Source organism: Rothia sp. HMSC061C12 (assembly GCF_001815755.1).
Classification (GTDB): Bacteria; Actinomycetota; Actinomycetes; order Actinomycetales; family Micrococcaceae; genus Rothia; species Rothia mucilaginosa.
In genome coordinates this window covers 126,947-141,253 of sequence record NZ_KV821875.1, presented here as the reverse complement: position 1 = coordinate 141,253, position 14,307 = coordinate 126,947, and the positions used below count along the sequence as shown (strand labels likewise).

General features: G+C 62.2%; 8 protein-coding genes. All 8 read left to right on the top strand.

Annotation, left to right across the window (positions count from 1 at the left end; genetic code table 11):
• Positions 1 to 333: 333 nt before the first annotated feature.
• The 8 genes from murA (at position 334) to HMPREF3055_RS09145 (ending at position 14,205) form a co-directional block, all read left to right on the top strand.
• Positions 334 to 1,767 (top strand): UDP-N-acetylglucosamine 1-carboxyvinyltransferase, encoded by a 1,434-nt coding sequence (gene murA, locus HMPREF3055_RS07630; protein WP_049347430.1) that lies wholly within the window; start codon positions 334 to 336, stop codon positions 1,765 to 1,767.
• A complete protein-coding gene (locus tag HMPREF3055_RS07625) occupies positions 1,767 to 2,624 on the top strand; it encodes a lysophospholipid acyltransferase family protein (RefSeq protein ID WP_049347432.1) in 858 nt (285 codons plus the stop codon). The genes murA and HMPREF3055_RS07625 overlap by 1 nt, the downstream gene beginning before the upstream one ends.
• Before the next feature lie 111 nt (positions 2,625 to 2,735).
• The gene (locus HMPREF3055_RS07620; RefSeq protein ID WP_070738776.1) at positions 2,736 to 3,854 is read left to right on the top strand and encodes an NAD(P)H-dependent glycerol-3-phosphate dehydrogenase; all 1,119 of its coding nucleotides are present in this window, start codon (positions 2,736 to 2,738) and stop codon (positions 3,852 to 3,854) included.
• Between the two features lie 225 nt (positions 3,855 to 4,079).
• Positions 4,080 to 5,198, top strand: coding sequence for a D-alanine--D-alanine ligase family protein (locus HMPREF3055_RS07615; RefSeq protein ID WP_070738775.1), 1,119 nt, complete (start codon positions 4,080 to 4,082; stop codon positions 5,196 to 5,198).
• Between the two features lie 640 nt (positions 5,199 to 5,838).
• Positions 5,839 to 7,500 carry a hypothetical protein gene (locus HMPREF3055_RS09515; RefSeq protein ID WP_305793675.1) on the top strand — a complete coding sequence of 554 codons (1,662 nt, stop codon included), beginning with the start codon at positions 5,839 to 5,841 and terminating at the stop codon, positions 7,498 to 7,500.
• 78 nt (positions 7,501 to 7,578) lie between these two features.
• On the top strand, positions 7,579 to 8,934 hold the full coding sequence (locus tag HMPREF3055_RS07605; RefSeq protein ID WP_070738773.1) for a thiamine-phosphate kinase: 1,356 nt from the start codon (positions 7,579 to 7,581) through the stop codon (positions 8,932 to 8,934).
• Between the two features lie 283 nt (positions 8,935 to 9,217).
• Positions 9,218 to 10,558: a DAK2 domain-containing protein gene (locus HMPREF3055_RS07600; protein ID WP_070738772.1), complete on the top strand. Its 1,341-nt coding sequence runs from the start codon at positions 9,218 to 9,220 to the stop codon at positions 10,556 to 10,558.
• Positions 10,555 to 14,205, top strand: coding sequence for an ATP-dependent DNA helicase RecG (locus tag HMPREF3055_RS09145; RefSeq protein WP_083318024.1), 3,651 nt, complete (start codon positions 10,555 to 10,557; stop codon positions 14,203 to 14,205). Before HMPREF3055_RS07600 ends, HMPREF3055_RS09145 begins: the two co-directional genes overlap by 4 nt.
• Positions 14,206 to 14,307: the final 102 nt, after the last annotated feature.

Below are 14,307 nucleotides of genomic sequence, written 5' to 3'. Positions count from 1 at the left end.
GGACGTTAAAAAGACGAAACTAACGTCAAATTTCGGCGAAGAAACAGAAAATGTTTGCATTAGTGTGAATATTTGTGTATCTTTTTGTTTTTTCTGGCTCTGAATCTGAGGGGGTCAGAGCGGTTTTTCACATACACAACAGAGCAAAATCTCAGTCACAAGTTCCAAAGGCTCTTCAGTGTTTGGAGCACCTTTACGCAGGGCTTAGAATAATGATGAATATATGCGCCCGTTTCGCCCTGCTACCGGCAGGGGCGCGGCACGACAGAACGCGGCGCATCGGCACACTGTTAAAGTTCGGCCTAAACCAGCCGACTCCACAAAGGATTTTTAATGACTGAGAACATCAGCAAGCTTCGCATTGAAGGTGGCACTCCGCTCGTTGGTGAGGTTCACGTTCGAGGCGCCAAGAACCTGGTGCCCAAGGCGATGGTCGCAGCACTGCACGGTTCGACCCCCTCGACCCTGCGTAACGTCCCTGACCTGAGCGATGTCGAAATCGTTACCACCCTCGTGGAGCTGCACGGTGCAAAGGTCGACTACGACCGCGAAGCTGGTGTTCTGACCCTCAACCCCGCACAGGATGCAACCACCGCCGCAAAGAACGCAGAGGAGATTCAGCTCTTCGGTGGTAACTCCCGCATCCCGATTCTGATGGTGGGCCCGCTGCTACACACCCTCGGTACCGCACGCATCCCCAACCTGGGCGGCTGCAAGATCGGTGACCGCCCCATCGACTACCACATGTCTGCGCTGCGCAAGTTCGGCGCAGTCGTTGAGAAGGACGACGAAACCGGCACCACCTTGATTGTTCCCGAAGAGGGTCTGAAGGGTGCAGAGATTGTGCTGAACTACCCCTCCGTGGGCGCTACCGAGCAGGTCCTGCTCACCGGTGTGCGCGCTAAGGGTAAGACCATCCTGCGCAACGCAGCGATTGAGCCCGAAATTATTGACCTGATTGCTGTTCTGCAGAAGATGGGCGCGATTATCTTCATTAACGAGGACCGCACCATCGTCATTGAGGGCGTGGACGAGCTGACCGGCTACGATCACGCGTCCCTGCCCGACCGTAACGAGTCTGCTTCTTGGGCTTCTGCGGCGCTGGCTACCGGCGGCGACATTTTCGTGCGCGGTGCAGCCCAGAAGGACATGACCGCGTTCCTGAACCAGTTCCGCAAGATGGGCGGCCTGTACGAGGTGACCGCCGAGGGCATCCGCTTTACCCACCCGGCTCAGCGCACCCCCGGAGCTCAGCTGAAGCCCATCGTCTTTGAGACCAACGTGCACCCCGGCTTCATGACCGACTGGCAGCAGCCCCTCGTCGTGGCGCTGACTCAGGCTAAGGGCGCGTCCATCGTGCACGAGACCGTGTACGAGGAGCGTTTCGGCTTCACCAACGCGCTGAAGCAGATGGGCGCAGATATTGTCGTCATGCGTGACTGCGTGGGCGGCACGCCCTGCCGTTTCGAGGGTAAGGGCTACGGTCACTCCGCTATTATTTCTGGCCCCACCCCGCTGACCGGTGCCGACATTGAGGTTCCGGACCTGCGCGGCGGCTTCTCCCACATTATTGCTGCTCTGACTGCTAAGGGCACCTCTCACGTGAGCGGTGTTGAGCTGATTGCTCGCGGCTACGAGAACTTCGAGGAGAAGCTCAAGGGCCTGGGTGCCAACTTTGAGGTGCTGGCACGCAAGGCGTCGAAGGCTCCCAAGCCCGATGCAGCAATCGTCGTTGTTGAGCCCGAGGAAGTTGAGGTTCAGGACTAGTGAGCGGACAGCAGGGAAAGCAGGCTCTGCCTGAGATTGAGCCCACCGCCTCCGGTGATGCTCTGTACAAGGTGCTCGGTAACGCTGCGCGCGGGCTGTACAAGCTCATCGCGCGCGTTGAGATTACCGGCCGTGAGAACCTGCCTAAGAGCGGCGGGTACATTATCGTGGCTAACCACACCACCGAGCTTGACCCGGTGACTGTGGCTTTCCCTGCTTTCGTTGAGGGCGCCCTGCCGCGCTTCTTGGCGAAGGATTCGCTGTTCCGCGCCCCCGTGCTCGGCTACATTATGCGCAAGCTCGCGCATATTCCTGTGGTTCGCGGTTCGGTGGATGCGCGTAAGTCCCTGATTACTGCCCGCAAGATTGTTGAGGCTGGCGGTGCCGTCGTGATTTTCCCGGAGGGCACCACCACCCATGATCCGCAGCTGTGGCCCATGCAGGCGCGTACCGGCGCGGCTCGTCTGGCTCTTGCGACCGGTGCGCCCGTCTACCCGGTGGCGCACTGGGGTGATGAACAGATTCTCGGTTACGTGGATGAGGCTGGCGAGGACGGCCGCATCAAGGAGAAGCGTAAGATTTCGCTGTTCCCGCGCAAGACCGTTCGCGTAAAGGTTGGCAAGGCGCTGGATATCGCCTCCCTCGTTGAGGATACCAGCCCCGAGGCTAAGCACACCCGCACCGAACTGGGCGTGGTCACCGACGCCATGCTGGACGCTATTACCGCCGAGCTGGAGACGATCCGCGGTGAGAAGGCTCCTGAGGGTCGTTGGAACCCGCGCACGAAGCGTCGTGAAGCACCCGGTACCCCCTCGGGTCCGGTTGGTGGCGCGCTCGGCGAACCGGACGAAAAGTAGCATCCCAGATGGGAAAATCGTAGAGGCCCTGACAGAAGCCGCGGCTATTTGCTGAGGCGCCTGTCAGGGACTCGCACAATAACCTCACAAGGAAGAGAGGCAGGTGTTTTCGTGACCTTCTTTGGACGCACCCCCGCAGCAAGCCCTGAATTTACCCCTCCGGCAACCGTACAGTCTATTGCGGTGCTCGGTGCCGGTAGCTGGGGCACCGCTTTCGCTAAGATCGCGGCGGACGCTACCCGCGAGCGCGGCGATGACACCCGCGTGACCCTCATCGGTCGTGATGAGCAGGTGATGGCTGAGTGCGAACGCACCCGCGAGAACGCCCGCTATTTTCCGGGAATGAAGCTGCCGGATAACATGCACTTCACGGCGGATGCCCCCGCGGCGCTGACCGGCGCCGATATCGTGGTTCTTGCCTTGCCCGCGCAGGTTCTGCGTTCGCAGTTGCAGAGCTTCGCCCGCTATATTGAGCCGAACGCCATGCTGGTGTCTTTGGCGAAGGGCTTGGAGACCGGTACGGGTCTGCGCATGTCGCAGGTCATTACCGAGGAGCTGGAAGAATCCATGGCTCTGCGCGGTGCTGATCTGCGCGCGATCGGCCATATTCCGCACCGCGTGTGCGTGCTTTCGGGCCCGAACCTGGCGAAGGAAATCATGGGGGAGGAGCCTACCGCCTCCGTGGTTGCGGCTCGTACCCTGCCGGTGGCTGAGTCTGTTGCTCACGCGATTGCGTGCTCGTACTTCCGCCCGTACACCAACACGGATGTGGTTGGTACTGAAATTGGTGGCCTGGTGAAGAACGTGATTGCCCTTTGCGTGGGTATTTGCGAAGGTCGCAATTACGGCGATAACTCGAAGGCGTCCATTATGACGCGCGGTCTGGCGGAGATTACCCGCCTGGCGGTGGCGTTGGGCGGCGAGGCTGCGACGATGAGCGGTCTTGCCGGTATGGGCGACTTGATTGCGACCTGCTCTTCGCCGCTGTCTCGTAACCACACGGCGGGCCGCCTGCTGGCTCAGGGTGTTACCCCTGACCGCCTGCACGAGCACATGAGCCAGACGGCTGAGTCGATTAAGTCGGCACCGGTGGTGGCTGAGTTGGCTCATCGTCACGGCGTGGAGATGCCCATTGTTGAGGCTGTGGTGGCTGTGCTTTCGGGCCGTATTGGCATTGAGGAGTTGGCGCCTCAGCTGCTGGGTCGCCGCCTCAAGCATGAGGGCCACTAAGGTTAAAGCTTTCTGGTGTGCTGGCACCCCTTGATTCGGGTTGTGTGCCAGGACATACTAGAAGAAGATTGAATGTAAACATCCAAGGACGGATACCGTTGCGGAAAACCGGCGCGTGAGAAACGCATCAGTGACCGCGACGGTATTCGTGCGTTAGGATTATTGACGCATTGCCGTTCCACCTTCCGGACCTAAGGGTAGGGGAACATTGACTAGGAGAAATATATGACCGAGAAGAAGACCGTCGCCCTGCTGTGCGGTGGCCGCTCCTCCGAGCACCCGATTTCGCTCATTACCGCTGCCGGCGTTCTGGGCGCTATTGACCGCACCGCCTACGACGTCATCACTATCGGTATTACCCGTGACGGCCGCTGGTACCTGACCGACGAGCAGCAGCTTGCCGAGCTGACTGCTGGCACACGCGGTACCGCAGAGTTCCCCGAGGGTACCCAGCAGGTGTTCCTGCCGATGGGTGCCGGCGATTCCCGCCTGACCCTGGTGGATGCTGAGGGTAACGTTACCCGCACCGCACCGGTGGACGTTGTGTTCCCGCTGCTGCACGGCCCCTTCGGTGAGGATGGCACCGTGCAGGGTCTGCTGGAAATGGCTGACCTGCACTATGTGGGTTGCGGTGTGACCGCATCTGCTGTGGGTATGGATAAGCACTTCATGAAGGTTGCTTTCGAGTCCGCTGGCCTGGAGGTCGGCCCCTACGAGGTTGTCACCAACCGCCAGTGGGAGCACGAGGACCGCGAGCAGATCCTGGAGCGCTTGCTGAAGCTGGGCTTCCCCATGTTCGTGAAGCCGACCCGCGCAGGTTCTTCCTTCGGTATTACCAAGGTGGATTCGGTGGAGGAGCTCGTGCCCGCGATTGAAGAGGCACGCCGCCACGACCCGAAGATCATTATTGAGGCGGGTATTGTGGGCCGCGAAATCGAGTGCGCTGTGCTCGATGGCCACCACGGCGAGATGCCGCGCGCATCCTACCCTGGCGAGATTGAGGTTGTGGATCAGGACCATGGCTTCTACGACTTTGAGGCAAAGTACGTTTCTGAGTCTTCCGCTGTGACCGTGTGCCCGGCGAACCTGCCGCAGGACGTGCAGGATCGCCTGCGTGAGCTGGCTGTGAAGGCGTTCCTGGCACTGGATGGTGAGGGTCTGTCTCGTGCGGACTTCTTCTACACAGAGGATGGCCGCCTGGTCATCAACGAGGTGAACACCATGCCCGGCTTCACCCCGATTTCGATGTACAAGACCATGTGGGAGAACACCGGCATCTCTTACACTGACCTGATTAGCGAGCTGCTGACCCTGGCGATGGAACGCCCCCTGGGCCTGCGCTAGTTCTTGAGGTAGCGCTAGTTCTGAGACTGCGTTAGTTCTTGGGCGTGCTGTCGTTTTGACTGCGCTCAGTTATTGAATACGTAGTGGCGGGGGGAGTATCCCCTGTTGTAAGGCGCCTCGGTGCGGATTCTTGAGGGATTCGCGCCGGGGCGCTTTTTGCGCGGTGGGCAAGTTCAGTCTGTGCGGGAGGGGTAATTGGTACGTATTAGCCTCTAAATCTTTATGAGAATCGCTCGAATTTAACCCGTGGGAAAAATCACTCATACTCGCCTCGGGGCTGCTTGGATGATGGAGTGCAAGTTTTAAAGTGCTATTGATAAGGCAAAACGTAATTCTGCTCATAAGTGCATGAAATGATGCTTCTAGGTAATGAAAAGATGCTGTTGGTGGTCGTTGCACATCTTGAAGCTCAAAGATTGGTATGAAAGCGCTAAAATGAGTAATGAAGAAAAAGCCGATTCGGTAGAATAGATGAAGGTATATCCAATCTGCCCTAGCGATTGGGTATCTATTCACTCACAACGTATCAGAAAGTCAAGGACAACCTTTGGGAAAACGAAACCGTAAGGTGGTCTCTGCGAGTCTGGCGACAGCACTGGTTGCTTCCGGAAGTCCATACGTAGCCTCATTTGCTCAAGATGTGCAGGAGGCAGCGTCTCAGGTTCCGCCCAACCCTGTCGGCACCGCAAGCCAAACCCTGGACCCCACCGCAAACGCGGCATCTTCCTCTCAGACGGCAGTACCCACGCTCGCAACCGTGAGCGCATGGCCCACCGCTCAGGGGGACAATAAGACTGACAAAGCGCAGGCAGAGCCCACCGCTCAGCCTAGCGCTTCTTCGAGTGCTCAGCCCACTGTTAGTGCTGAGCCTTCCGCAAGTGCTACGCCCAGCCCGGATGCGAACGCTACCGCGCAGCCTACTGCCGAGCCCACCGCTTCTGCTAGTGCGACTGCAAGCCCGAGTGCTACGGCGAGTCCTAGCGTAGAGCCCTCTAAGGATGCAACCGCTGAACCTACCGCTACGCCGACCGTAGCTCCTAGCGCAAGTGCCGAACCGAGTGTTGCTCCTACCGCAACTCCGACGGCTGAGCCGACTGTAGCTCCGACTGCAGAGCCTACGGTCCAGCCGACGGCAGAACCTACTGTTGCTCCCACTCCGGAGCCGACCGTTGCGCCTACTGTGGAGCCCACCAAGGATGCAACTCCTGAGCCTACGGTAGAGCCCACCCCTGAACCTACTCCCGAGCCGACGAAGGACGTAACTCCCGAGCCGACCCCGGAGCCCACTCAGGATCCGACTCCGGAACCTACCCCTGAACCTACTCCCGAGCCTACTCAGGACCCCACACCGGAACCGAATCCGGAGCCCGCTCCTGAACCGACCAAGGACGTAACTCCCGAACCGACCCCGGAGCCGACTGAGGACCCCACTCCGGAACCGAACCCGGAGCCGACCCAGGATCCCGTCCCGGTTCCCGAGCCGACTAAGGACGTAACTCCCGAGCCGACCCAGGAGCCCTCTCAGGTTCCGGTCGTCCCGGCCCCGGTTCAGGATCCGACTCAGGAGCCCTCCAAGGAAGCTAAGCAGGAGCCGACTAACGAGCCGACCAAGGACGCGGTCATCCCCGTGATTCCGGTAGCTCCCGTAGCTCCGGTAGAGGATAACAAGGACAGCTCGGACTCCAAATCGGTTACCCCGATCGAGACCGAACCTGTTGCTCCGATTCCTCCGGCGAACAACCCGGTGACCGTCCCCGGCAATCGTCAGGAAGTCTCTGGGGAAGATGTCGTCATCTCCATTGAGCTTCCGCGACCGGGCAACTCCTCTGAATCCTCAAGTTCCTCTTCAGGATCTTCAAGCTCTTCACCGAGCACCAAGGCACCGAATGACAGGCTTGATGGCGACGATGACGATCCGTTGCGTTCCGGCGGTACCACCCTTGGACGAATTGCAGCCAATAACGGCTCGAATGACTCCATCCCGGGTGCGGCAGACTGGGTTGCTGGATACCTCTCGCGCAATAAGACCGACGAGGACCACTCCCACGAGGTAAGCCCCTCGAGCTCCTCAAGCTCGGTATCGGCTTCGAAGTCGCCTAGCTCCTCCACCTCGGCTAGCGCCAGCCGATCCGCAAAGAGCGTGGCAAAGGCTGACGGCGCGAACGCCGCCCAGGAGCAGGCCGTGAAGAATGCGGACGCGGACGATTCCGGACTTTCCGGCATTGCACCGCTGATCCTCTTCTCACTCATCGGTCTGGTGCTGATTGCTCTGGCAATCCGCTACTTCAGCCGCGGAGCATAAGGCAAACATAACGCGTAAGAATACGCGATAATAGAGGATGTGAATCCTCAGACTTTTAGCGAAACGCGGGACAACCCCATGCGAGAGACACCTCTCTCAAAGCTGGGGGAGTCCCGCGTTCTGCGCGCTTTCATGCCGATTATCAACGCCCACAACGAGCAGGTTGCCGCTGCAGCACGCCAGGCGGGGCGCATCGAACCCCTCGAGGTGGGCCCCGGCGACGACTGTGCCGTTCTCGCCGAGCCCGCGCCCGGTCAGCGTACCGTGGTCACCACCGACACTCTCGTTGAGGACCAAGACTTTATGAACCTCTGGCCCGGCGGTATCGCACGGGCGGGCGAAGACGGTGAGTTCAATCTGGAACCCGCCCGCAGTAGCGGCTACGATGTGGGGCGCAAAGCCGCGACCCAGAACCTCGCCGACGTTGCCGCTATGGGTGCGCGCCCGGCGAGCCTCTTCATCTCCTTGAGCCTGCCCGGTAGCACTCCTTACGGCTGGATTGACGGCTTCGCCCACGGCATTGTGGACGGAATCAACGCCTGCGGAGCCACCGAATGCGTGATTGGCGGCGGCGATATTGGCGACTCCACCGAAATGTCGGTGACCGTTACCGCCCTCGGCTACACGGACCGCGCCGTGCTACGCTCCGGCGCGCGCCCCGGCGACACTATCGCCCTGGCGGGGCGTACCGCCTGGTCCGATGCCGGTCTGCGCCTGCTACTCAACCCGCTCTCTCTGCCCGCCACGGCACTGTTGCGTGCCATCGCCGCAGGCCAGGAAGTCGAAGCGGCGCTGGATGCGGTGGGACAGGCGTGGGCTCAGAAGCAGATTGAAAAGCAGGGCGAGGGATCGGCTGTTGCTCTTCCCGAGGGGCTCATCGAGCTTGCCCGCACCCTCACCCCCGAAGACGCCGCGCACATGATTGCGGTCTGCGAGCGCGCCGTCGCATCGCAGCACCACCCGGTCAGCCCCATCCCCGCCGGTGAGGTGGCGCGCCAGCATCAGGCAAGCTCCATGCTGGATCTTTCTGACGGACTCGTAAAGGACGCCGGGCGAGTTGCCGCCGCCTCCGGGGTGCAGATGCGCCTCGACCGTGCCGCCGTGGATGCGTTCGCCGAGCCGCTGCTACCGTTGGCGCGCCTGCTGTTGGCGATTGGTGAGCGCAACGAGGCGGGGGAGAGCCCCGCATCCCTGGCGCGCACCTTCGTGCTGGTCGGTGGAGAAGACCACGGCCTGCTGGCGACCTTCCCCGGTGAGGTGCCCGAAGAGTTCGTGCCCCTGGGCACCTGCGTTGCGGACGCCCCGGAGCGCGGTCTGAGCGCCGAGCTCTACGGTGCCGAACGCCGCCACAATGCGGTGACCGGCGCGGCGGTCGTCATGGACGGCCGCTCCCTGGACGGCATGGGCTGGGAACACTACGGGGCTTCTGCGTAGGAGCTTCTGCGTAGGAGCTCCACCGAGTGTCGCGAGGTGCGTGCGGCTTGTAAGTTTAGTCCGTGCTTTCATCCTCCGTGCTTTCATCCCGCAGGATAGACGACGGGCAATACCGTACATTTAACCGAAATTGCCTAGAATAGAAGTACGAAATAGGCTGGATCCCGCCCGTGCCGCGGGCGCTGAGAAATCAGTCGGGAACTAACCGGGAAATCAGTCGGGAACTAGCCACAAACTCAGCCGAGAACCACGCGAAACTGACGAAACCGACGAGGAGGGTAGCGTGAACGCAGAACAGAACCAGCGCACCGAAGAACGCGAGATTTACCGCCGCGCCTGCGTGCGCGCCTACCGCTTCGGCGTAGCGTGGTCCACCGCCGCCCGCACCACCATCGAACGCTACCGCGAGGCGCTCAACGAGCTCAACGGGTTCCCTGTGCCCGATAAGGACACCGGCTCCAATATCGCCCACACCCTGCTGACCCTGACCGAAGAGTTTGAGCGGGGCATGGAACAGGTTCTGCCCAGTGAGGCTCTGCCCCGTAAGGTTCTGCCCAGCGAGGTTCTTCCCGCCGGCAAAAATCCTGGCGGGGAGGGCGCGTGCGTGCCCGAGGCGGCGGGCACCTCCGAAGAGGAAACCCTCGCCCACCTGTGGGTTCAGCTCGGTGATATTTACGAGCACGCGATTATGCGCGCATCCCGCGTGGCGCGCGGCAACTCCGGTACTCTGCTCTGCGCTTGGGCGCTGGAGGCGGTGCGTAGCTACTGGTTCCTGCCCGGAAACCTCGCTCGGGAGCTCGGCGACGCAGGCGATGAGCTGCCGCTCGTGCGCACCCTGGAAACAGACTACGAGCGTGTGCTGGCTGGCGGTTCCCTGCCGAAGCACCGCGAAGTGAAGCTGGAGTACGCCCACGCGGAGGCGCGCGCGATGGCGTTCGCGGCTGAGCGTATTCGCGCCAGTGTGGGGGAGCAGATGGTGCCCTCCACGATGCTGTCGGTTATGGTGGAGCTCGCCCGCCTGGACGCACACTATGAAGCATCGCAGGACGCAGAAGCTGCTGACGAGGTGCTGAAAGAGCGTCGACGTGCGCTGATGCGTGCCGCTCTGGAACGTACCGCGCAGTTCCCGCCCTCGCCCGAGCTTGCCGGTTTCGTGGACGCCGGCGCGCTCGGCTTCTACCTTGCCGTGGTGCACTCCAACCCGCGTTGGGAAGGCGCGACCCTGAACGAGGCGCAGGTGGAGTCCATGCTGCGTGCGCCCTCTGCCGGTGTGACTTCTGTAGCTGGTTCTGCGGCACGAGTGGGTTCTGAACAGGCGGACGCTGAACCTGCCGAGCACGCAGAAAGTGAGGGGCAGAGCGGCTGGGAGCTTATGGGTACGCTGACCTGTGAGCCCCTCGCCCTGGCGCAGTTGCGCCCGGAGCTTGAAGCCATGGGCGACAGCCTGCTCATTACGCCCCTGGACATGGCGGCTGGACTCTGGGCGCTGCACGTGCACGTGCCCGACATCGACCCCGCCCGCGAGCTGATTATGGGCTACGGTCAGTGGTCGGATGAGCGTATTTCCTCCCTGGCGGATGGTCGTCACGCCGACCACGCGTGCGGCGCGGAGGGCGGCGCATGAGCCCCGCCCGACGTTCCGTAAATCCACAACAGGAAGCCCTGGACTTGGGGCTTCCTGAGCCTGCTCCCGCCAAAACTAAGCCGACAAATACTAAACCCGCGAAGGTTGAGGTAGCGCAGGGTGAGCCCGTAGATTCTGAGCCCGTAGATTCTGAGCCCGTAGATTCAACGGTTGTGGAGCCTGCCCGTGCCGGTTCTGCGACCCGTGCTGATTCTACGACCCGAGCCCAGCCGCGGAAAAAGGATGCGCCGCTACTGAGCGATGAACAGCTCCGCACCACCGCCGAGCTGACCGTGCGCGATCTTGCCGCCTACGCCCGAGGTGAGGTAAGCCGTGCCGAGCTGAGCGAACGCGCGGCACAGCGCGCCAGCGCCCCCTACCGTAAGGCGCTCAAAACGCTCAAGCATTCGCTGGGTCCCGCCGCGCACACCATGACCGACGACGCTATCTACGAGCTGGTCGATATCGCGTTGGCGGCGCGGCAGGCAACGCAACCGGATTTAAAACAGCCGGAAGTACATCAGCCGGGGGAACCTGCCCGGAAAGCACCCGCTCAGAAGAAGCCGGTTCAGAAGAAGCCAGCTCAGAAGGAACTAACTCAGAACGAACCGAGCCCGCAGGAGAGCGAAATTGCCGCGCGGGCTACTTCGGTGCGCCCGCAAAAGGTAACGAAGGCAAGCGAAGAGGGCAAGCAGAAGAGCGCGCCGAAGAAGATCGAGCCCGAGGCAGAAGCTGAAAAGCCTGCACCCAAAAAGCCTGTACTCAAAAAGTCTGCACCTAAAAAGGTTGTAGCGAAGAAGGCAACTCCTGCAAAGAAAATCCCAGCCCAGAAAGCTTCCGCAAAGAAGGTAACTACTGCGAAGGTCGCGGCTGAGAAGCCCGCATCAGCCGCCGCGGAGGCTAAGAGCCGTGCCCTGGCGCGCTACGCCTCCGAAGACCGCATCGAAAACGCGCCGCTCAAAAAGTACCTGCCCGCGCCCAGCGCCAAGGCAATCTCCACGCACCTGGGCCTGCACACCGTCGGGGAGATGCTCGAATACTTCCCGCGCAAGTACCTGCCGCGCGGTGAGCTCAGCTCCTTCGCCGAACTCGTTGAGGGCCAGGACGTCACCATCATTGCCCGCGTGGTGCACGTGAGCACCCGAACCATGGCGGCACGCCGCGGCAAAATCACGGAAGTGACCATCACCGACCGGCTTTCCGACGCCACCGGGCAGGACGCACCCGCAGGTTTTGGTGCCACTGGTTTTGGGGCTGGCGGCCCTGTATCCGTCGTACCCGGACGCGCTAACCGCCCCGGCGCATCCAGCGTATCCGGTGCATCCAGAGTATCCGGCGTGCCCGCGCAGAACTGGCAGGCGACCGGGATGCACAACCCGCGCATTAACGCGCTCGCTAACTCCAGGCAGAGCCCAGTTGCCCAGATTCCCGCAGCTCAGAACCCAGCTGCCCAGAATCCCAGTGCACAGGGCAGGGGAGCACAGCCCGCCTCCTACAGCGGCTACGCAGATAGCTACGGCCAGGATGATTTCGCGCAGGGAGGCCTCTTTGGCGTGCCCGCGCCCAGCATGACGAACCCCGGCGCGGGCGTGTTCATTGGCTCGCAGATGAAGCTTTCCTTCTTCAACGCCTGGACCGCCGCCCGCGAAATCCGCGAGGGCGAAACCATGATGTTCTCCGGCAGGGTCGGCATCTACCGCGGCGAATACACCCTCACCAACCCGCACTACGCCCTGCTCTCGAAGGACGCCTCCGGCGCGGACGTTACCGACGCCGCCACCGCCCCCGTGCCCGTCTACCGTGCCCCCGTGAAGCTGCCCACCGACCGCATTAGCGGCTACATGGCGCAGCTGCTCGAAAAGGTGCCGCTCAAAGAACTTGAAGACCCGGTACCCTACACGATTCGTTGCGCCCGCAAGGTGCCGTCCCTAGAGTGGACGTACCGCGCCCTGCACACCCCCGACTCGGAGGACACCTGGCGTGCCGCGCAGGCGCAGATGCGTTACCGTGAGGCGTTCGTGCTGCAGAGCGCGCTCGCCCGCCTGCATTCGGCGCGTGCCGCGCACCTGACCCAGCCGCGCCCCGCCGTGGAGGGTGGACTCGCCGATCAGCTGCTTCAGGTTCTGCCCTACGAGCTAACCGAGGGGCAGCAGAAGGTGGGCGCTGAGATTGCCGCCGATCTGTCGAGTGAATCGCCCATGAACCGCCTGCTACAGGGTGATGTGGGTTCCGGTAAGACCGTGGTGGCTCTGCGCGCCATGCTGCAGGTGGCCGATGCGGGCGGCCAGTCCGCGATGCTCGCCCCGACCGAGGTGCTTGCCGAGCAGCATTTGCGTTCGGTGCTGGACATCCTGGGGGATATGGCGGCGCCCGAAGACTCTGACGATTCAGCCGCCGGTTCTGCCGAGGAAACTCCCTCGAGGAGCGGGGATGAACCCCGCCGTGTGCGCGTGCGCCTGCTGACCGCCTCCATGGGTACCCGCGCCAAGCGCAAGGTTCTGCAGGAGCTCGCCGACGGCACCGCCCAGATTGTGATTGGCACCCACGCCCTGCTCTCCGATGAGGTGAGCTTCCACGATTTGGGTCTGGTCGTCGTGGACGAGCAGCACCGCTTCGGCGTGGAACAGCGCGACGGCCTGCGCGGCACCGACGGCGTTCTGCCGCACCGCCTGGTCATGACCGCAACGCCCATTCCGCGTACCGTCGCCATGACCGTGTTCGGTGACCTGGACGTGTCCGTGCTCGACACCCTGCCCGCCGGTCGCCAGAAAATCTCAACGCACGTGGTACCCCTTGCCGAGAAGCCCGCCTGGGCGTCCCGGCTGTGGAGGCGCGCCCGCGAAGAAATCGATGCGGGCCACCAGGTGTATGTTGTCGTACCCAAAATCGGGGAGGATGGCGACGGCATGGAGGAGGGCGCCGCGTTTTTTGGCGCATCCAGCCTGAACGGTGCTGGAACTGGCGCGGGCGCGGGCAACTCTGCCCAGGGCTATTTCGGTCAGGGCGGTAGCACGAGTAGCGATGGCAAGGTTCAGCTGACCTCGGTCGCCTCAATGTACTCTTACCTGAGTGCTGAGGACGCCCTCGTCGGCGTGCGTATCGGCACCCTGCACGGCCGCATGGACCCGGCGGAGAAGACCGCCGTCATGACCGCTTTCGAGCGCGGAGAAATTGACCTGCTCATCAGCACCACCGTCATTGAGGTGGGCGTGAACGTCCCGAACGCCACGCTCATGATCATCATGGATGCCGACCGCTTCGGCATCTCGGGCCTGCACCAGCTGCGCGGTCGTGTGGGCCGCGGCGGCTACGCGGGCACCTGCCTGCTGGTTACCCGCCAGGAGGAGGGCGGCGTGTCCCGCGAGCGCCTGGATGCGGTTGCCTCCACCACGGACGGCTTTGAGCTTTCCCGCATCGACCTGGCTCAGCGCCGTGAGGGTGATATTCTGGGTGCTGCACAATCGGGCTCGAAGAGCACCCTGCGGTTCTTGCGGGCGCTCGCCGATGCCGACATTATTGAGCGTGCCCGCGAGGATGCCCGCTCGGTGGTGGAGAAGGACCCGACGCTGGCTAAGCATCCGTCTTTGGCGCGTACGATTGACCGTGCTCTGGACGCTGACCGTGAGGCGTTCCTCGGCAGGGGATAAGCGCCCAACGGGGCAGAACGCTCTGCCCGCTCCGCCCATCAACCAGCCTTGCCCACCACTCGCTGAAACCGTGACGTCAACACACCGCACTAGTTAAGAGGA